The sequence below is a fragment of the Lactobacillus sp. HMSC08B12 genome (assembly GCF_001808415.1).
In the GTDB taxonomy this organism is placed as follows: Bacteria; Bacillota; Bacilli; order Lactobacillales; family Lactobacillaceae; genus Lactobacillus; species Lactobacillus delbrueckii.
Window position 1 is genome coordinate 34,061 of sequence record NZ_KV793184.1, and the last position, 19,484, is coordinate 53,544.

Annotated in this window: 15 protein-coding genes; 1 reads left to right on the top strand and 14 read right to left on the bottom strand. The window is 51.2% G+C overall.

Annotated elements, in window-relative coordinates; genetic code table 11:
- Positions 1 to 162: 162 nt before the first annotated feature.
- Positions 163 to 1,011: a GRP family sugar transporter gene (locus tag HMPREF3168_RS06815; RefSeq protein WP_070489299.1), complete on the top strand. Its 849-nt coding sequence runs from the start codon at positions 163 to 165 to the stop codon at positions 1,009 to 1,011.
- Between the two features lie 100 nt (positions 1,012 to 1,111).
- On the opposite strand, the gene HMPREF3168_RS06820 is transcribed toward HMPREF3168_RS06815, so the two are convergent.
- The 14 genes from HMPREF3168_RS06820 to HMPREF3168_RS06885 form a co-directional block, all read right to left on the bottom strand.
- Positions 1,112 to 1,972, bottom strand: a complete 861-nt coding sequence (locus tag HMPREF3168_RS06820; protein WP_070489301.1) for a transporter substrate-binding domain-containing protein — start codon at positions 1,970 to 1,972, stop codon at positions 1,112 to 1,114.
- Positions 1,973 to 2,167: 195 nt separating this feature from the next.
- On the bottom strand, positions 2,168 to 2,701 hold the full coding sequence (locus HMPREF3168_RS06825; protein ID WP_070489303.1) for a hypothetical protein: 534 nt from the start codon (positions 2,699 to 2,701) through the stop codon (positions 2,168 to 2,170).
- A 56-nt stretch (positions 2,702 to 2,757) separates the two neighbouring features.
- On the bottom strand, positions 2,758 to 4,992 hold the full coding sequence (locus tag HMPREF3168_RS06830) for a DEAD/DEAH box helicase (RefSeq protein ID WP_070489305.1): 2,235 nt from the start codon (positions 4,990 to 4,992) through the stop codon (positions 2,758 to 2,760).
- A gap of 22 nt (positions 4,993 to 5,014) precedes the next feature.
- Positions 5,015 to 6,337: an ATP-binding protein gene (locus HMPREF3168_RS06835; RefSeq protein WP_070489312.1), complete on the bottom strand. Its 1,323-nt coding sequence runs from the start codon at positions 6,335 to 6,337 to the stop codon at positions 5,015 to 5,017.
- Positions 6,337 to 8,235: a TerB N-terminal domain-containing protein gene (locus tag HMPREF3168_RS06840; protein WP_070489314.1), complete on the bottom strand. Its 1,899-nt coding sequence runs from the start codon at positions 8,233 to 8,235 to the stop codon at positions 6,337 to 6,339. The genes HMPREF3168_RS06835 and HMPREF3168_RS06840 overlap by 1 nt, the downstream gene beginning before the upstream one ends.
- A 131-nt stretch (positions 8,236 to 8,366) precedes the next feature.
- On the bottom strand, positions 8,367 to 10,217 hold the full coding sequence (locus tag HMPREF3168_RS06845; protein ID WP_070489317.1) for a bifunctional metallophosphatase/5'-nucleotidase: 1,851 nt from the start codon (positions 10,215 to 10,217) through the stop codon (positions 8,367 to 8,369).
- A 266-nt stretch (positions 10,218 to 10,483) separates the two neighbouring features.
- Positions 10,484 to 10,831 (bottom strand): 50S ribosomal protein L19, encoded by a 348-nt coding sequence (gene rplS / locus HMPREF3168_RS06850; protein WP_003612033.1) that lies wholly within the window; start codon positions 10,829 to 10,831, stop codon positions 10,484 to 10,486.
- Positions 10,832 to 10,952: 121 nt separating this feature from the next.
- Positions 10,953 to 14,510, bottom strand: a complete 3,558-nt coding sequence (locus HMPREF3168_RS06855; protein WP_070489319.1) for a DEAD/DEAH box helicase — start codon at positions 14,508 to 14,510, stop codon at positions 10,953 to 10,955.
- Between the two features lie 19 nt (positions 14,511 to 14,529).
- A complete protein-coding gene (gene trmD, locus HMPREF3168_RS06860) occupies positions 14,530 to 15,261 on the bottom strand; it encodes a tRNA (guanosine(37)-N1)-methyltransferase TrmD (protein WP_070489323.1) in 732 nt (243 codons plus the stop codon).
- The gene (gene rimM / locus HMPREF3168_RS06865) at positions 15,261 to 15,764 is read right to left on the bottom strand and encodes a ribosome maturation factor RimM (RefSeq protein ID WP_003615480.1); all 504 of its coding nucleotides are present in this window, start codon (positions 15,762 to 15,764) and stop codon (positions 15,261 to 15,263) included. Before rimM ends, trmD begins: the two co-directional genes overlap by 1 nt.
- A 61-nt stretch (positions 15,765 to 15,825) precedes the next feature.
- A complete protein-coding gene (gene rpsP, locus HMPREF3168_RS06870; protein ID WP_002879737.1) occupies positions 15,826 to 16,098 on the bottom strand; it encodes a 30S ribosomal protein S16 in 273 nt (90 codons plus the stop codon).
- A 94-nt stretch (positions 16,099 to 16,192) separates the two neighbouring features.
- The gene (gene ffh, locus HMPREF3168_RS06875; RefSeq protein WP_070489325.1) at positions 16,193 to 17,623 is read right to left on the bottom strand and encodes a signal recognition particle protein; all 1,431 of its coding nucleotides are present in this window, start codon (positions 17,621 to 17,623) and stop codon (positions 16,193 to 16,195) included.
- 1 nt (position 17,624) lies between these two features.
- On the bottom strand, positions 17,625 to 17,966 hold the full coding sequence (gene ylxM, locus HMPREF3168_RS06880; protein WP_003612015.1) for a YlxM family DNA-binding protein: 342 nt from the start codon (positions 17,964 to 17,966) through the stop codon (positions 17,625 to 17,627).
- 52 nt (positions 17,967 to 18,018) lie between these two features.
- A complete protein-coding gene (locus HMPREF3168_RS06885) occupies positions 18,019 to 19,440 on the bottom strand; it encodes a C69 family dipeptidase (protein ID WP_070489327.1) in 1,422 nt (473 codons plus the stop codon).
- Positions 19,441 to 19,484 lie beyond the last annotated feature (44 nt).

A 19,484-nucleotide genomic window follows, 5' to 3' on the forward strand; every position in this document is an offset into this window, starting at 1 on the left:
TTTTTTGAAAAGATGTTTTGTTTTATGCAAAGCATCTTTTCCTTTTCAACCGTTTTCTGAAAACGGTTGACATTTTCATGGCGTTTTCTATTGCCATTTTCCTGAAACTCCGTTAATCTAATAACTATTCGACAAATTATTAGTTAAAGGAGTTTTCAATTAATGAATATCATCATTGCCTTACTGCCAGCCATCGGCTGGGGGGTTATGCCTTGGATCGTTAACAAGGTGCCAAACAGCAAGCCGGCCAACCAGATCTTCGGCGTCGGCATGGGGGCGACTATTGTCGGCATCATCGTGACTTTAATCCAGCATCCGGCCATTTCCATGCCAGTTTTCTTCCTGTCCCTTCTGTCCGGTGCTTTATGGACGATCGGTCAAATCGGCCAGTTCATCTCCTTCACCCGGATCGGGGTCAGCAAGACCATGCCGATCTCAACTGGCCTGCAGCTGGTCGGCAATACCATCATCGGGGCTTTGATCTTTGGTGAATGGAAGACCAGCAACGACTTTATCTTCGGGATCATTGCCCTGGTCATCATCATGGTCGGCGTCATCTTGACCGCCTACACTGAAAAGGGCGACGGCTTCACTCAGAAGACCACCAACAAGGACATCCTCTTCCTGGTCTTGACCACGATCGGCTACCTGGCCTACTCTGCCTTCCCGAAGACGATTACGGCAGACGCTGAATCCATGTTCCTGCCGCAAACCCTGGGGATCCTGCTGGGGTCTGTGATCTACCTGACCTTCAGCGGCAACAAGGCTGCCTTCAAGGAAAAGACCAGCTACCTTGACCTCTTTGCCGGCATCAGCTTCGGGATTGCAGCTTACGCCTACATCATCTCCGCTCAACTCAACGGGGTGACCAACGCCTTCATCTACGGCCAGCTGAGCGTAATCATCTCCACCATCGGCGGGATGACTCTGCTGGGCGAACGCAAGCAAGGCAAGGAACTGGTTGCAACGCTTGCCGGCCTCTGCCTGATCGTTGTCGGCGCTATCCTTTAAATCTAAATCAAAATACTAAAATACAAATAATTTACGTGCTAGCTAAAAAGCTAGGAGCAGATGCTCCTAGCTTTTTACTTTTTGTATTAGTTTTTCCGTCTTATTGAATCTTAACCTTCTGGCTTTCTGCATGTTTGACGTCAAAGCCGGAGACCTTGCCGAACCACTTCTTGACCAGCTGGTCATATTCTCCGTTGGCTCGCAGCTGCTTTAAGGCCTGATTGATCGCCTGGCGCATTTCGGTCTGGCCCTTTTCAACCCCGATGCCGTATGGCTCCTCAGCTAAAGAGGCCTTGGTCAAGGTGAATTCCGGGGTATCAGCGATCAAACCAGCCAAAATCCCGTTGTCGTCGATCATGACATCCCCTTGCCCGGCCTTTAAGGCGTTGAAGGCTGACCCGTAGTCGTCAAACTGCTTGACGCTGGCCTTTGAAGCCAGCTTAGCCACCTGGTTGGCCACGTCGGTCCCCTTGATGGCAATAACCACGACTCCCTTTTTATTCATGTCAGCAATGCTTCTGATCTTGCTGGACTTCTTAACGATCATGGATTCGTTGGCGTTAAAGTAAACGTCAGAGAAGTCGATCACCTTCATCCGCTCCTTGGTGATGGTCATGGTTGAAATGACGGCGTCCAGGGAGCCGTTGTGCAAAAGGGTGATCCGGGTCTTTTCCGTGATCGGCCGGAAGACAGCCTTGCTTTTAGGGCCAAGGATCTGCTTGGTGATGGCCGTAGCCAGATCAATTTCAAAACCTTCGATCTTGCCGGTCTTGATGTTGGTCAAGCCGAACAGCTTGGTGTCTGGCCGGACCCCCCAGGTTATCTGCTTAGACTGCTTGGCCCGGGCATAGCTGCTCTCCTGCTTGCTGGAACAGGCAGTTAGGCTGGTCGCTAGCAAAAGCAGCAGACCGCAGGCCAATGCCTGGATGATTCTCTTGATTGTTTGCGGCTGTCTTTTCATGTTTTTCATCTTTCTGTCATATCGGATCTATAAAATATTATACCCGATATTTTAGAAAGTTTCTTTTATTTATAATAAAAGTCTCTTTTTCTTGCTTTATTAAGTAAAACCAGGTTTATTCTTTACGAAATTAGCTTTTTTCCAAAAATAAAGCCTTTTCCCAGAACTTTTCTCCATAAAAAATTTAGATTAAAATCAGCCGTAGTCGACATTTTTCATGGCTGACCACTGCTTGCCCAGGCTTTGCCCGGCAATTTCAAAGGCCAAAAGCTGCTTCAAGTCAGCAAATTTTTCCACCTTCATCTGCCCGCCCTTCTCCAAACCCCAGGTGAGCTGCCGGTAGACCTTTCGTTCACTGGACTGGCCCAGGCTGTACTGGCGGCCGGCTAAAGAAAACTTAATGTCGCAACCGTCTTTAATCGCCTGGACAAATTCCTCCAGGCTGTCAAACTGCACGCTCCAGACAGCTACCTCGCTCATCTGGGGCCAGCAGTCAGCCAGGGACTGACCGCCTATCTGGCAGGTCAGAAATTCCTCCGTATTGGCAAAAAACTGCTGCTCTTCAGGCAAATCACAGTTGATCAAGGTCTTGCTGGCCGGGGTCAAAGGATTGCCGTCATCAACTAACAGCCACTGCTGGCCATTTAACTTAAAATGTATCTCATCGCTGTCATCAGCGGCTGTTTCTAATTCTTGAAAACTGGAAATCGGACGCTTGCTTACTGACATAAATGTCCTTTCTAAAAAATCGAGATTTGATTATTAGACATTATTGTACATCTTTTTTAAGCCTTTTGTCTCGTAATCTCTCCGATTGCCCGCCGCATTTCAGTCAAATCCAGGACACTATAGGCAAATTCTTTTCTGACCAGGTCGTCTGGCAGATATTCATCATACTTGTCAAAAACCGGCACTTCCTTTGGATAGAGCAAGTCCAAAGGCTCAAAGTCTTTAGCGGCTTCTTCAGCCAGAATCTGGTAAAAGTCTCCTTCACTGACATCCATGCTGAACTGGATGTAGTATGGCCGGACTGAGTCAAAATTCTTAAGCCCTAAACGGCTGGCACATTTCAAGCGCAAGAAGCGCTCTAGCGCCAGAAAAGCATAAGAACCCGTCCAAGGGAAAAGGCAGTAGGTCTTAGCCCCCAGGTTAATCAGCTGCTTATCTGGCAGGCCAGCGACTTCCGCCATTGCTCTCGTTTCGCTCAAGCGGGCAGCTGCGTTTTTCATCAAGTAAGGATACTGCCTCTCTTCTGCCAGAATCTTCCTCATTTGCTGGAGAACTTTGGGATGGATGTCGCCGGCTACATCCCCAAAATATGCTGGGATCCGGCCTTTAACCTGGTGGACGTAGACCTGCCGGCGGCGGCGGTCGATTTCTTCAACCACCCAGACATGGCCGGCGATGGCGATTTTTTCACCCAAGGGCGGGGGCTTAACGATCGTCCCCAGTTCTTCTGACTCAGCGTGGACGCTGTATTCCTCGTTTTCCTGGAAAACGGCGTAAAACTTGAAATTGTTGGTCACCCGCTCGCCGGCTAGGCCGACGATCAAGCCGCCATTTTCCGTCAGCTGGATCTGGTCGGTCTTGATCAAGTGGCGGAGCAAAACTCTATAGTCATCCTGGCTGACCCAGCGGAAGTAGGACAGGGTCAAAACCCGGGAAGCAAGTTCTGCCGGGCTCATCTCCCCGCCGGCCATCAAAGTAGACATGGTCTGGTGGTAAAGGAGGCTGTATGGCAATTGGTGGTCTCTTGGCGGTTCAACCCAGCGCTCTTGTAAATACAGCTCAACTAAGGCAATCCCCTGCAGAAGCGACCAAGGAAGCAAAACTGGCAGCATGGCCCGGCTTTCAGCCTGCTCTTCGCGCATGACAAACCACATCTCTGCTGGATTGCCCCTCCGTCCAGTCCGCCCCATCCGCTGCAAAAAGCCGGAAACGGTAAAGGGCGCTTCAATTTGAAAGGCCCGCTCCAGCTGGCCGACGTCAATACCCAGTTCTAAAGTAGCCGTCGCGCAGGTCGTAATATTGGCATCTTCGTCTTTCATGATAGCCTCTGCCCCCTGCCTCAGGGCCGCGGACAGGTTGCCGTGGTGGATCATGAAGCGGTCTGGTTCATGCTTATATTCGCAATATTGCCTTAGAACCTGGCAGACAGCTTCACATTCTTCCCGGCTGTTAGTAAAGACCAGGCACTTTTTGCCCCTGGTATGGTCGAAAATATAGGCCAGGCCCGGGTCAGCTAATTCTGGTGCCTGGTCGCTGGCTTGATCTAAAACGGCCTGGGCCGGCAAGGCAGAATGGTCGCCAGCCTGGTCACCGCTTTTATAGAAATGCTCCATTGACAAGCGCCAGCGCTGGGGCTGGCTTTTCACCTTAGGAATCCTGGTCTGACGGCCCGATCCGGCCCCTAAAAACTGCCCAGCCGCTTTCGGGTCCCCGATCGTAGCTGACAGGCCGATCCGGCGGGGTTTAACACCAGCTAGCCGATTTAAGCGCTCTAATAGGCAGAAGGTCTGCCCGCCCCGGCCGCTTCTTAAAAAGGAGTGCAACTCGTCGATGACAACATAGCGCAGATCGCCAAATAAGCGGGGAATATCCGCGTGCTTGTTGATCATCAGGCTCTCTAAGGATTCCGGCGTTATCTGCAGGACCCCCTGGGGCCTTTTGAACATTTTCCGCTTTTGAGCAGCCGAAACATCCCCATGATAGCGCCAAACCGGGACATCACTGCCTTCACAGATGTCTTTAAGCCGGTCATACTGGTCATTGATCAAGGCCTTTAAAGGGGCAATATAGAGGCAGGCAATAGAGTCAGCCGGATTTTCCGCCAAATCTGTCAAGATGGGAAAAAAGGCTGCTTCGGTTTTCCCAGAAGCAGTCGAAGCCGACAAAAGCAAATTGTCGTCAGTAGCAAAAATTACCTGGGCCGCTGCTGCCTGCAAAGGCCGCAGGGTCTCCCAGCCCCGGGAATAGATATAGTCCTGGATGAAGGGAGCATAGCGGGAAAAAGTATCCATAAAAAACTTCCCTAATTAAAACTTAAATCGTAAATTCCGCAAAGTCGCTGGTCTTTTCATCAGACACGGCGTCTGACTTAGTGTAGGCAAAGTCCCCGTCTGTCAAAAGACTCTGCACGGTCTGGCCAGGATTTTGCAAGACAATGTCCAGCAGCTCGATAAAGTCCCGGATGATTTCTCTTGGGGTGATCATGCTGCTCGTGCCAACTCTGGCATATTCAATCTTGATAAAGTCAGCCAAGTCCTTTTCGCTGATCGTCCGCTCATAGCCATAAAGGCTGGCATGCATGTCGGCCAGTTTCTCCGTTAAAACCAGCATTTCTTCTGCCGTCAAGGGTTCCAGGCGGATCACGGGAGCATACAGGTCCCGCTGCCCTTCCTTGGCAAACTTGCCTTCGGCCAGGCGGGACCTGAGGGCTTCGTAAGAGTAAACGCCCCGCCGCCGGTCTTCGACTGCCTGGGGCGTGGCCCCCATAATAATGCCCAGGTACTTGGCCTTGCCCTGCATGGCGTCATTGTACATGCTGAGCAGCTTTTCATAGTTGTACTGGCGGGAGATGGCGTTAGGAATCTTGTAGAGGTTGACTAATTCATCGACCATGATAAACATGCCGCTGTAGCCAGCCTGGCGGAAAAAGACGGCAAAAAGCTTCAAGTACTCGTACCAGTCTTCATCAGAAATAATGGTGTTGACGCCCAGATCCTGCTTAGCTTCTGTTTTCAGCCGGTATTCCCCTCTAAACCACTTAACCACCTTACCCTTGGTATCCTCGTCGCCGGCCAGGTAGGCATGGTAATAGCGCTCTAACAGCTGGGCAAAGTCATAGCCGTGCACCATTTCGCTCAAAGAGGAAATCTGGCTGACGATCTTTTGGTCAACGGCTGTCTGAAAGCCGGGGTCATCAAAAGGAATTTCACTGGCTACTGCCGTCTGGACATTGTTGATCCAGCGGTCCAGGACTAAAGTTAAGGCTCCGCCTTCCGGCCGGGTCTTGGTGGCCAGGTTCTGGATCAGTTCCCGGTAGGTGGCCAGGCCCTGCCCCTTGCTGCCCTGCAGGCGGCGTTCCGGGGACAGGTCGGCATCTAAGACGATAAAATTTCTGTCCATCACGTAGTTGCGGATGGTCTGCAACAAAAAACTCTTGCCTGACCCGTACCGGCCCACAACAAAGCGGAAGGAGGCCCCGCCTTCTTTGACTAAGTCAACGTCGTGTAAAAGGGCCTCGATTTCCGCCTTCCGGCCCACCGTGATATATGGCAGGCCGATCCGGGGCACAACCCCGCCTTTAAGTGAACTGATAACCGTTTGGGCAATCCGCTTGGGAATCCGTTTCTTTTGCTCCACTATTTCTCCTCAATTCCTAATAAGTCAGCGAGGTCGCTCCGGTAATCTTCCACGATGTCTGCCTTCTGGCCATCGCAATCGATTACGGCATCGCCGATTTCGTCAAAAATTTTCTCATTAATCTGGTCCACGACCACGCTTAAGAGCAGGTGCCGCTGGCGTAAAAAGTCCTGGTAGGGCTGGCCGGAAAAAAGAGCCAAAAGCAGCTGCTCTTCATTCTCGTCTAAGCCCAGGCCGCTAGCCGCCGCTTCATCAATGTCCTTTGTCATCTTTTCTTCTGCAGCAGAAGACTCAGATACTTGCTTATTACTCTCGCTAGTGATTCTCTCAGCTTCTTCGGCCTCCAGCTGCCGCTCTTCTTCAGTCAGCAGGCTTTCCTTGGTTTCAGCCGCGTCGGACCGGATCTGGTCCAGGCTGGCTAGGTTGATCTTAACCTTTGGCCGGGCCCTTTCTATCAGAATTTCCTGATAGTCAGCAATTCCTTGCACGATTGCCTGCTTAAAAGCGGGAGGCAGGTCTTTTTCTTTTAAGGCCCGCCCCTGCTTAAAGGCCTGCCGGCTCAAGCGGTCAAATTCATGCATGAAATTGGCCAAAAGCTGCCTCTGCCGGCCGGAAGGCCAGTAGACTTCATTACTCCACTGCCCGCCCTGGCAGCGGTAGACAAGGCCTGGCCCTAAAATGAGCTCAGCGTCTTTGACCGGATCAAGGCTGAAGAAAACCGTATCAGCAAACATTTCTACCGGCAAGGTCGTTTTTTCCCCGACCAAAAGCTTAAGCAGCTGGTAAGGATTCAGGCGGACTTCCTGCCAGACCTGGGCCAGAAGCTCATAAAACTTCTCCGGCTCCTTTTTCAGCAAGGGATTGTTCTTGGGCAAATAAGAAGACAAGCAGCAGATGGCCTGGTAGAGTTCCTGTCCGCTCGCTTCACCAGACAGAAGATTATGATAAACTTCCCCCCGCATCAGCTCATCTTCAAAATCCGGCCGGATTTCCTCAAGAGCAAAACCGTAATAAACCAGGTAGTTCTGCAGGATGTGCTTTTCCTGCCAGCTAGTGGAAATATCCTTTTGCTCCACGCACTTGGCAAAAAGAAGGCGGAGCTGACGGAGGCCATCGGCTTTATCCTTAACCCCGATCTGGCAGACTAATTCACTGGCCAGCAAATAGACATAGGCAGCCGGAGCTGGCTTGTACTTGCCCTGCCGGAACTTAGTCCGCCAGGAAAAATAGGACCGCAACTGGTCGACGGTCAGATCATGGTAGACTGGTCGCTGCTTGTTAATTGGGACCATTTGGGCAAAGTCATCTTCATAATTAGCCATCAGCATCCCCTGCCGGTAAAAATTGCTCTCCCGCCGGGGTACGGCCAAATAGTCGTAGCTCTCCTGCATCTGCTTGATCCCTTCCGGGATCACGGGCTGGCCTTTTTCAACCAGCAGGCGGTCAAAGTCGCTGTCTTTGAAAAAGGCTGGCCGCTTAGGAATTACTTCTTCTTGGAAGTCTTCTCCCTCATCATCCAGCAGGTAGATTTCATGCTCTTGCCTATCTTCTGCCGTATTTTTTGCTGCTTCCAAGGGCCGGGAGCTCTGATAGGCAGAATCCAGGGTCTTGTAAAAAAAGCGGTCGTTTAAGGCAGGATTATCTAAATCAACCCTGATCCAGGCCGGGTCCTGCATGAAGACGGCTGGTCCAAAAGCCGACTGGGCAGCCAAAAACTTAGCCAAGGACCCGGCTTTCAGTTCAACAGTTTCGCGGCCGTCCTTCTTAAGGAGCAAGGCGAAACTTTCATTTGCTCCCGGGACCGTGACGGCGGCCAGGGTTTGCCCGGCCAGGTCGACATAGCTAGCCTCAATACCATATTTGCTTTGAATGTAGTCGGCTACTTCCGCCAAATGCATGCCTGCCCCTCCTTGCTGTTTTTATCATAATTATAGCACGATTTTTCGAACGTTAGTTCCGAAACGCACAAAATAAAATCTTCCCAAAGGGGAAGATTTCAAGAAAACAAAATTCACTTAAACTATTATTTCTATTTTTCCAGGGCCGCTGCCTGGGCAGCGGAAATTTCCACCTTCCGGTTCAAAGCCGGGCTGGCAATCTGCTTGCCGCTGGCCGTCTGCTGCTTAAGGTAGCTGATGAAGGTTTCCGTGTCAGTCCCGGTCAAGATGCCCACCTTTTTGCCAGCAGTGAACTGAGTAAAGTGGTCACCGCCGCCAGCGATAAATTCGTTGGCGACAACCCGGTAAGTCTTGGTCAAGGAGAGTTCAGTCTTCTCGCCTTCACCGACATAAACCTTGACGATCTTGACCTTGCCGGCCGCGTCCTTGGTGTAGACATAGTGCAGACCGCTGACCAGGAGGTAGTAGTGGCCATCCAGCTGATATTGCTGGTTAAGGGCAGCTAAAATCTGCTTCCCGGTCATGGTCAGAACCTGCAGGCTGTTGCCAAAAGGCTGAACGGCCATAGCCGCCCCATAAGTAATTGATTTATCACTGCCCACAGCCAGGCCGGACCGGACCCCGCCCCCGTTAGTCATGGCAAAGTCAGCCTTGAAGCCCTGCCGGTTGGCTTCTGACAATTGCGCGTCAACGACCAAGTCGCCAACCGCGTTTTCATTGGAAGTATTGTTGTTTTCCCGGCCAGTGATTGTTTCCGCCTTTTGGGCCGTAGCAATCTTTTGCTTGGTGATGGCTGAAACCCGCTTGTCAGCGTCAGCCACAATCTTGGCAACTGTCTTGTTATCCTTGGTCTTCGGGTCATCAGCAGCTGACAGGACTGGGTAGACATGAGAAACCAGGCTGCCCTTGACGAAATCCTTGGTCTTTGGACTGATGTAGCCGATTGAGTCAGTGTAGGCCTGGCCATACTTCAAAGCTTGAACCAGCCGGGTCTTGCCGACCTTGGCGTTGGCATACTGGTGAGAGTGGCCGGCGATCATCAAGTCAACGGTGTTTTTCGGATCGATCTTGTTCAGCTTCTTTAAGATCTTCACGCTGTCACCGCTGGTGGTCAGCTTGCCCTTACTGTCCGCCGCCGTTTCAACCCCCTTGTGAGCCAAAACAACGATAGCCTTAACGCCCTTCTTGCGCAGAACCTTTTCATACTTGGCAACGGTCTTGGCTTCATCCAGGTACTTGAAGGCAGAGTAGTTTTTCTTAGTCGTCAAAGTTGGCATTTCCGTGGTCAAAATGCCGATAAAGCCGACCTTGGCCTTCTTCTTGCCCGCTTTTACGGTCTTGATGGTATAAGACTTCCAGCCATATGGTACCTTGCCGGTGGACTTTCTGACAACGTTGGCTACGATTAGCTTGATGCCTGACTTTTGGTGGGGGTAGACCATTTCAGCGGAATTGTACTTCTTAGTTGGCTTTTTGCCTAAAAGAATCCGGTTGAATTCACCCAAGCCATCGTCAAATTCATGGTTGCCCAAAGTGCCGATGGTAAACTTCATGGCCTTTAAGGCGTGCATGGTTGGTTCATCTTGCAAAAGAGAAGAATTGGCCGGGGATGCCCCCACCATGTCCCCTGACTCGACTCTGAAGGTCGTGCCTTGCTTGTTTTTCTTCTTAAAATCCTTTTGGGCCTGGTTCAAGTAAGCGGCCAGCCGGGCTACCGTACCGGCATTGCTGTAGCTCTTTTGCCCCAAGGTCGCCGTACCAGTCGTCGACAGGTTGCCGTGCAAATCGTTAATGCTCAAAAACTGCACCGGAATATCCTTGCTGTACTTCTTGGGATTCTTCCAGTCCTTGCTTTGGGCCGGCTTGCTGGCAGTATCAGCCTTGCTGGCAACTTCTAATTTGCTGGCGCTAGCCTGGCCCGGTGCTAAAACGGCCGCGGCCAAAAGCAGAGCCGCAAGTTCTTTCTTGATGGATCTAGCCATGTTTTCCTCCGTGAATTACTCAATATTAAACAACAGCATACTGCTAGTATAGCGTAAAATGCAGCTAGTTAACAGAGAAAGTTCGGCTGTAAAAGACAGACAATTGCTTTTTCCCAATATGCTAAGCAGAAATTCTGGTAAAAAGCGGATTATTTTTAAGGTAAAAGCTATAATTAGTCAGAAAAAAGCGTTTTGCTTTTTAGGTTTTTTGGCAAAAATAAAACTGCCTTGCAAAATGCAAAGCAGTTTCAGATTCGTTGTCAGAATTAACGACGACGTTCTGCGATACGAGCAGCCTTACCGCTACGAGTCCGCAGGTAGTAAAGCTTAGCACGACGTACGCGGCCGTGACGGGTAACTTCAACCTTGGCAACACGTGGAGTGTTAACTGGGAAAGTCCGTTCAACGCCAACGCCGGAAGCGATCTTACGAACAGTGTAAGTAGCACCGATGCCAGTGCCCTTCTTCTTGATTACGACACCTTCGAAGATCTGGATACGTTCGTGAGTACCTTCAACAACACGTACGTGAACACGAACAGTGTCCCCGGCACGGAATTCAGGCATGTCGTCACGAAGTTGTTCTTTAGTCAATTCTTGAATTAATGGATCCATTATTGTCTCTCCTTCTACGGCATTCATCAACCTCTCTGGGCCAGCGGAACACCCCTAATCTTTATTGGCAAAATACCACGTCTAATAGAATACCATCTTTAACCAGGCAAAGCAAGCTTCTTTAGTCCAAAATCTTGAGCAAGTCTTCCTTTTGCAGGCTGGCGCTAGAAACAGACTCTGCCGTCAAGATGCCTTGCGCCAGCTGTCTCTTGGCTTCCTGCAAGTCCAAAATAGCTTCCTCAACCGTATCCTTGGCAATCAGCTTGTAGACCGTTACCTTCTTTTCCTGGCCGATCCGGTGGGCCCGGTCAGTTGCCTGGTTCTGGGCCGCCACGTTCCACCATGGGTCATAGTGAATGACGGTATCCGCCCCGGTCAAGTTAAGGCCCGTCCCTCCGGCCTTAAGGGAAATCAAGAAGACCTTAGCCGGACTGTCTTTATGGTTGAAGACGTTGACTAAAGTCAGCCGTCTGGCTTTAGGAGTCTGGCCATCGATCCGTAAAAAGCCGATTTCCTCTGCCTTCAGGCTTTCTTCCAGCAGGTCCAGCATGCTGGTAAACTGGGAGAAAAGCAGGACCTTGTGGCCCCCGTCAATCGCGCTCTTGATCAAATCCACGCAGGCCAGGCGCTTTTCAGATTCGCCCTTGTAGTCTTCATAAAGCAGGCCCGGGTCGCAGCAGATTTCCCTGATCCTGGTCAATGCCGCCAGAATCTCTATCTGCTCGCGCTTGATACCTTCATCGTCCTCAGCCATAACCTTATTTTTCAAGCGGGCAATTTCAGCGTCATAGAGCTTTCTCTGCTCCTTGCCCATGCCGACATAGCGGACTTCCTCCAGCTTGTCCGGCAGGTCCTTGAGGACGTCTTTTTTCAAGCGGCGGAGGATAAAAGGACCGACCATCTGACTGAGCCGGTTCAAGCAGTCCTGGTCGTCTTCCTTAACGATCGGACTTTCAAAATCCTTCTTAAATTCCCGGTAACTCTTTAAAAAGCCCGGCATGACGAAGTTAAAAATACTCCAGAGCTCACTTAAGCGGTTTTCAATCGGCGTCCCGGTCAAGGCAAAGCGGTGTTTGGCTTTAACCACGGAAACCGCCTTAGCCGCGGCTGTCCGCGGATTTTTGATCATCTGCGCCTCATCGATTACTTCATAGGCAAAAGTATGCGGCTCATAGTTGGTAATATCGCGCTTAAGCAGGTCATAAGACGTGATTACAACGTCAATATCAGTCAAGTCTGCCAATTGCCCGCTTCGTTCTTTCTTAGAGCCAGACAAAACCAGCGTCTTCATTTCCGGGGCAAACTTTTTAAACTCAGCTTCCCAGTTAAGAACGAGAGAGGCCGGAGCCACGATCAAGCTCGGCTGGTCCTTTTGACTGGCCAGGAGGCTGATCACTTGCAAGGTCTTGCCCAGACCCATTTCATCCGCCAGAATCCCGCCAAAGCCATGCTGGGCCAGCCGGTTCATCCAGGCAGTCCCGGTCTTTTGATAAGGCCGGAGGATCTTCTCTAGGCCGGTTGGCAGTTTTAGCGGCGCTTCTTTTTGGTCAAAGTCAGCAAGCAATTGCTGGAAGTGGTCGTCTCTTTCAATTTCTCCCATCTCCTGCTCTTTTAAGAGCTGGTCAACGTAAAGGGCCCGGTAGGCCGGCATTTCCAGCTGTTCTTTGCCAAAATCCTTAGCGGTTAAATCTAAGTTTTTAGCTAAAAGGGCCAGCTTTTCCAAGTCCTGGCTGGCTGGATTAAGGAAGCTGCCGTTCTTCAAGCGGATATACTTCTTCCGGTCCTTGTACTGGCTGAAGACCTCCGCTAATTCTTCTGGCGTAAGCTCGCTTTTCAGATCCAGGCGCAAAAGCCCGTCACTTAAGGAAAGGCCAAAAGTCAGATTCAGCCCGTCTTTAAGCTTGAGCTTTTTAAAGGCTGGAGTAACTTCAACTTCATCAAAGGCGGCGAGCAATTTCGGCATCCCTTCCAAAAGCTGGTATACCGCTTCGTCATCCCCTTTATCCAAGCGGCAGTCGCCGTCTTCCAGGTCAAAAAATTTCTCCAGCAGGTCAGCCAGCTTCTCTTCCTTGTACCAGTCCCGCTTAATTGCCCGCTCCCCGCTTGCGCCCAAGCGGACCGCCTTGCCCTGATAAAAGACCCGGGCCTGGCCAACTACTTCATCGCCCTCAACATCCAGGCGCAGCTGGCTCTTTTCCAAGCCTCCTGCTTCTTCTAAAAGCTGCTGGGCAGCCGGGCTAATGGTCAAGTTGCTGTATTTTTTCAAAAGAGGCAGGACAGTAGCCTTGAATTGGCTCAGCTGGTTTATGTCAAAGGACACGTCAATGTTTTCTTTGTTGCCAAAAAGGGCGTACAGCATATTGCCGAGCTTGCCAGCAACAAATGCTTCATCTGTCAGCTGGTAGCTGGCCCGGATCCCCCGGAGAACCGGCGGGCAAATCCCGGTAATGCTGATCCCCCGGCCCCCGTATACATCGATCTCAAGCTCAGCTTTTTCCAGTTCGCCCCGCTTAGCAGGGACGACCTGCTTATTGTCCAAGTTTTCGACTTCGCTGCCTTCAACCGCCGCGAAAAAACCGTCAATCCGGCCGGAAGCAATCTCAATGCTTCTTTTTGACTCTCCGTAAATGTCTGCCCCATCTGCCGCGATCGTAGCCAAGAAGCTGAACAGGCGCTGGCTGGCCGGGTCAAAAGAATCTGGTGATACCAAGACTTCTTTCTTGCCCAGGGATATTGGCCGCCAGCTTAAGACATCGTCGACAAAATTCTGGATGTTTTTCACCACGTAAAGGCGCTTTTGGCCGACTTTAAACTTGACTAAAAAAGAACCGCCCGGCTCTTTCTCCAGCTGGGCCAAAAGCTTCACGTCCTCTAAGGCATCCTGGTCGAATTCTTCCAGCATCTCTGCCCTGGCCAGGGCACGGTCTGCCTGGTAGTCAGTTACTTCACCCGGGTTTTCCCGCATGATCATCAAGACCAGCTTCTGCAGGAGGGCAATTTCATGCCGGCAAGGGCCGGTAATTTCGTCTTGCTTGCATTCCGCAATATTGCACTTCAGCTCGCTTACTTGCTTAAGGCCAACTTTAACGTTGACCTTGTTCCCGTTCCCGCGGTTGGCGAAATGGCTGAAGCCGGTAGCCGTTAACAGGGGCTGCTTATCATTAGCCTGGCTGTCATCCAGGTTAACGGCTACCAAATGGGCCAGGGCCGGATTATCCCAGATCCGCTCCCAAAGGACCGGGTCAAAGTCAACCGATGCAAGAATCTTGCCAGGATCAAAAATATAGTTGACATATTTTCTGCCAAGGCCGTAGACCTTTTCAATAATCTCTTCCTGCCGCTTTTTGCGGTCGCTTGCAGGCAATTCGCTGGTCAAGGGTTCTTGAATGGCCTGCATCCCTTCAATAAAAAGCTCCGTGGCGTACAAGCAGGCTGCCTCGTGCTTGCAGTTGTAGCCTTCAGCCGCGTAAGGGCAGTCACAGTCCATCCACTTGATCTCGCTCCAGTCATCAGAGAAGTCAATCGTTACGTCATAGCTTTGCCCGGGCTTGCCAACCCGGCAGTGGATGCCGGCCGGCAATTCACTGTAGCTGGGCGCGTAGACCCAGTCCTTTTTCCAGTAATCCCTTCCCCGGTCCAGGATCCGGTTGGAAAAAAGCTTTCTCCATTGCAGGGTCATCTTATCACCTTTTCTATAGCTAGTCTTCTTCGGCCTGCTCGTCTTCTCTGATCTGCCGCAGCATTCTGACCTCTTCCGGGGTCAAGTCCCGCTTCTCCAGCAGGTCCGGCCGGTGCAGCTTGGTGGCCTTTAAAGCCTGGTAGTGCCGCCATTCATCGATCTTGCCATGATTGCCTGAAAGGAGGACTTCCGGCACCTTTTGCCCCTCAAAATCAGCTGGCCGGGTGTATTGCGGATATTCCAAAAGGCCGTCTGAGAAGGATTCTTCAACTGGAGACAGGGCATTGCCCAGAATCCCTGGCAGAAGGCGGACAGTGGCATCGATCATGCTCATGGTTGGCAGTTCCCCACCAGTCAAAACGTAGTCACCGATTGAGACCATTTCGTCAGCCAGATCGTAAACCCGCTGGTCAAAGCCTTCAAAGTGGCCGCAAATGAAGGTCAGGTTTTCTTCCTTGGCCCATTCCTGGGCCATCTGTTCATTGAAAGTCTTCCCCTGGGGAGCCGTAATGATGACCTTGCCCTTGTTTTCAAGGGAATCAAGGGCGTCCTTGATCGGCTTGACCTGCAGAACCATCCCGGCGCCTCCGCCATAAGGAGTATCGTCGACTGACTTGTGCGGCCGGTCAGAAAAATCACGGAAGTTGACCAGGTTCAGCTTCCACTTGCCATCTTCCTGGCCCCGGCCCAGCAGGGAAACCTGCAAGGGGGTAAACATTTCAGGAAACAGGGTCAATACGTTGATGTTCACTATCTCAAGCCCTCCATTAATTCAACCCGGACTTCTTTTTTATCAATATCCACGCTCTTAACGACCTGCGGGATGTATGGGAGCCAGAAGCTCTTGCCGTTTTCGTCAGTTACTTCCCAGATGTCATTGGCGCCTGGCGCTTCGATATCAGTCAATTCGCCGATTTCTTCCCCACTTTCATCGTCCAGGACCTTGCAGCCCAAGAGCTCCCTGTAGTAGTAGACCCCGTCAGGCAGTTCCCCCTGGTCTTCTTCGCTGATCAAGATTTCCGTCCCCTTCAGCTTTTCCGCCTGGTCAATATCAGTAATTTCTGCAAAAGTTACCAGCCAGAACTGCTTAAAGGGCCGGCCAGCAGCTACCGTCACTTCCCGGCTATCGTCGCCCAGGTAAAGGCGGGAACCAGCTCTGAAGCGGTCTTCTGGAAAGTCGGTGGTCAAAGCAACCTTGACTTCACCCTTTAAGCCATGGGTCGCAATGATTTTGCCAACATTGTAGTAATTCATGGTGTATATTTTTCCTTTTCAACAAAAAAAGTTTGAAGCTAGTGCCCCAAACCTTTTCCAATTATTTGTTGTACTTTTCGTCGTGCAACTTAGCCATCAAGCCAGCGCCTGAAAGAAGTGAACGAACAGTGTCTGAAGGTTGTGCACCCTTCTTCAACCATTCAAAGATCTTGTCTTCATCAAGCTTCAATTCCTTTGGTTGTGAAACTGGGTTGTAGTAACCAACTTCTTCGATGAAGCGGCCGTCACGAGGTGCACGTGAATCTGCTACAACAATCCGGTAAAATGGCTTTCTCTTGGCGCCCATACGGCGCATACGAATCTTAACTGACATTAATTAGTCCTCCTAAATTTCAATAGTTATACTATAACACCCAAAAAGCAGCCTGTAAAGTATTTTTGCTTAACAGCCTGCTCTTTTTTTAAAATTATGAGTGGAAGCGCTTGACCTTCTTTATTTTCTTGGCCTTCTTCTTCTTGAAGCTCTTCCCCATCCGCCGCATGGCCATCTTGGCCATCGGGCTGTTCATGCCAGGCAATTTCTCCAAGTCCTTGAAGTTCCCCTTGGTCACCTTGGACATCATGTCCTTGGCCGTCTTGAACTCCTTGATCATCCGGTTGACTTCCACAATCGGCACGCCTGACCCGGCCGCGATCCGCCGGCGCCGGCTCGGGTTAAGTAGGCTTTCGTCTTCTCTTTCGGCTGGCGTCATGGAGTAGACGATGGCCTTGGTGTGGGCGATCTGCTTCTCATCGATTGAGAAGTTCTTCAATTGCGGGTTATTGGCCATACCGGGAATCATCTTCATGATTTCATCCAGCGGCCCCATCTTTTGCACCTGTTCCAGCTGGTCGATAAAGTCGTTGAAGTCAAAAGTGTTTTCCCGCATCTTCTGGGCAACTTTTTCCGCCTGCTTGGCATCGTAGTCCTGCTGGGCCTTTTCGATCAAGGTCAGCATGTCCCCCATGCCCAGGATTCTGGAAGCCATCCGGTCCGGGTGGAAGACTTCCAGGTCGGTCAGCTTTTCCCCTTGCCCAGTGAAGAGGATTGGCTTGCCGGTGATGGCTCTGATAGACAAGGCGGCCCCGCCCCGAGTGTCACCGTCTAGCTTGGTCAAGATGACCCCAGTCACGTCCAGGCGTTCATTGAAGGTCTTGGCCACGTCAGCAGCGGCTTGCCCAGTCATGGCGTCAACTACCAAGAGGATGTTGTCCGGCTGGCTGACCTCCTTGACTTCTTCCAGTTCCTTCATCAAAGGTTCGTCAATTTCCAGCCGGCCGGCCGTGTCGATGATCACGTAGTCGTTTCTGTGGACGGCTGCTTCTGCCAGACCGTCTTCTACAATCTTGGCCACGCTCTTTTCTTCCGGGTCGCTGTAAACCGGGACCTTTAAGTCCGCCCCGATTTGTTTGAGCTGGTCAATGGCCGCTGGCCGGTAGATGTCGCCGGCAATCAAAAACGGCCGGGCTTTTTCTTCCTTCATCAAGCGGTAGGCTAATTTGCCGACCGTGGTGGTCTTACCAGTACCTTGCAGACCGACCATCATGATAACAGTTGGGATATGCGGGGACTTGGTTAAGCCGACCGCTTCTTCCCCCATCATCTTGGTCAGTTCTTCATTGACGATCTTGATGACCTGCTGGCCTGGAGTCAGTGATTCCTGCACTTCCTGACCCAGGGCCCGCTTTTTGATGGTCTTGATAAAGTCCTTGACCACCTTGAAATTGACGTCGGCTTCAAGCAGGGCCAGGCGGATTTCCCGGGAGGCGGTGTTGATGTCTTCTTCAGAGATCTTCCCCTTCCCGGTCAAGTTGCGTAGGGCCTTCTGCAAGCGTTCGCTTAAATTTTCAAATGCCATCTTATTCTCCTCTAATTATCTGCAGCAAGTCTTCCAGCTGCAATTTGGCCGTTTCCTGGTCACCGGCGGCCAGGCTGGCTAAGGCCTGGCTGATGCCTTCTTCCAATTGGCCGTAACTGGCCAGCAGCTGCAGCTTGTCTTCGTATTTTTCCAAAGACTTGGCGCTGCGCCGCAAATTGTCATAGACCGCTTGTCTTGAAACATGCCGGTTGTCGGCAATTTCGCCTAAAGACAGGTCGTTGTAGTAATAATCTTCAAAATAATCCTGCTGGCCCTGGGTGAGCAAGGCGCTGTACATGGCGTACAGGTCACCCAAAGCTTCGTTTTTGCTCAATTCATCCATCTTTTTCACCTGGTTACCAGTATAGCAAAAAGCACTGCAAGTGCAGTACTTTTTAGAGATTTTTATCCATATTAAAAGTCAGCTTGGACAGCTTGATGGCTTCCTTAAAGAGCTGGCCCCAAAGCTTTTCGCTTTCCTGGCGGCAGTGGGCCACCGTTTCCTGGTTAGCCTTGGTCAAAAAGGTGGTCAGTTCTTCGCCAGTGAGGCCTTGGGCCTGGTCGGTTACTTCGGCCACCCGGGCGCGGAAGTAGCGGTTCAGCTCAGTCAAATAGGTCGCGTCCATTTGGACGAAGTGGGAGTAGTGGCTTTCCACCAGAGCCGCTAAAGACTTGTAGAACCACCAAGCGTCAGACTGCCGGTATTCCAGGGAAGTATCGTTATAAGAAGGGTCAGTGTCGTTCATATTGGTAAAGAAAGGCACGAACGGAGTGAAAGTCGGTCCCCCGATGCAGAGCCACATGATCCCGGCAACGCCAGCTGCTTGGTCATTTCTGACTTCCAGAATATGGGCGTTTTGCGTCCGGTTAAGGCCGATTGGCCGGTAGCGGTGGTGTTCTTCATCGCTGCCCTTGACGGCAAATGGGTCGTAGACCGTGGCCTGGTAGTGAGAGCCCAGAATGTATTCGATGTCTTCCTTGCTGATCTTCTTTTCTGCCCGGCGGATGAATGGCAGGTCAGGGTCTTCCGGGTCCTGGTCGATGCTTGGGTTCAAGATCTTTTGCCCATACCAGACACGGGAAGTGTTGTAGTGGCGGTCCTGTTCAGTGAAGGTGCCGAAGATATGGCGGAAGTTCCAGCCTTCCAGGTCAGGGTTGAGCTTGTTTTTGGCAACAAAGTCCTGGATCCCTGCACTCCACATGAAGTCATCACTAGTAAAGTCAACTTCCTGGATGGAGACCCGGTTGGCGGCGATGGCATAAGCATCGTCGGGGATTCTTTGAGCGACCCAGTGGTGGCCGGTCACGATTTCCATGTACCAGATTTCATCCTTGTCAGAAAAAAGAACTGAGTTCCCGGCAGCTGACCCGTACTTGGCGATCAAGGCGCCCAGGCGCTTAACCCCGCCTCTGGCAGAGTCAATATAAGGCAAGACGACATTGACCATGCAATCCTCGTCTAAACCGTCAACCACTAAGGGGTCAAAGGCCAGAGTGCGTTCATTGCCGTAAGTTGACTCAGTAGCCGACATGGCCACGTTCTTTTCGTTAATGCCGCTTTCTTCATAGTAGCCGTACTTCTTGTAGTCGACATTAGGCACAGCCGGGTAGCGGTAGGCGTCTTCCGGCAAGTCCATTTCGAACTTGTTCAGCCAGGACTTGATCTTGCGCCCCTTTTCCCCGTGAACTGCCGGGTTAACGACAAACTTTTGCTGGTTTAAGGGAGAAAAGGTGTCGTCATTGCGGGCAATCAGGTTATTGCCGTCCATGGCCGCTTTTTTGCCGACTAAAATCGAAGTACATGCATCATCTTTCATTTTTCTTTTTAACCTTCTAATCTAACTTTGCTCTTCTTTTTTAA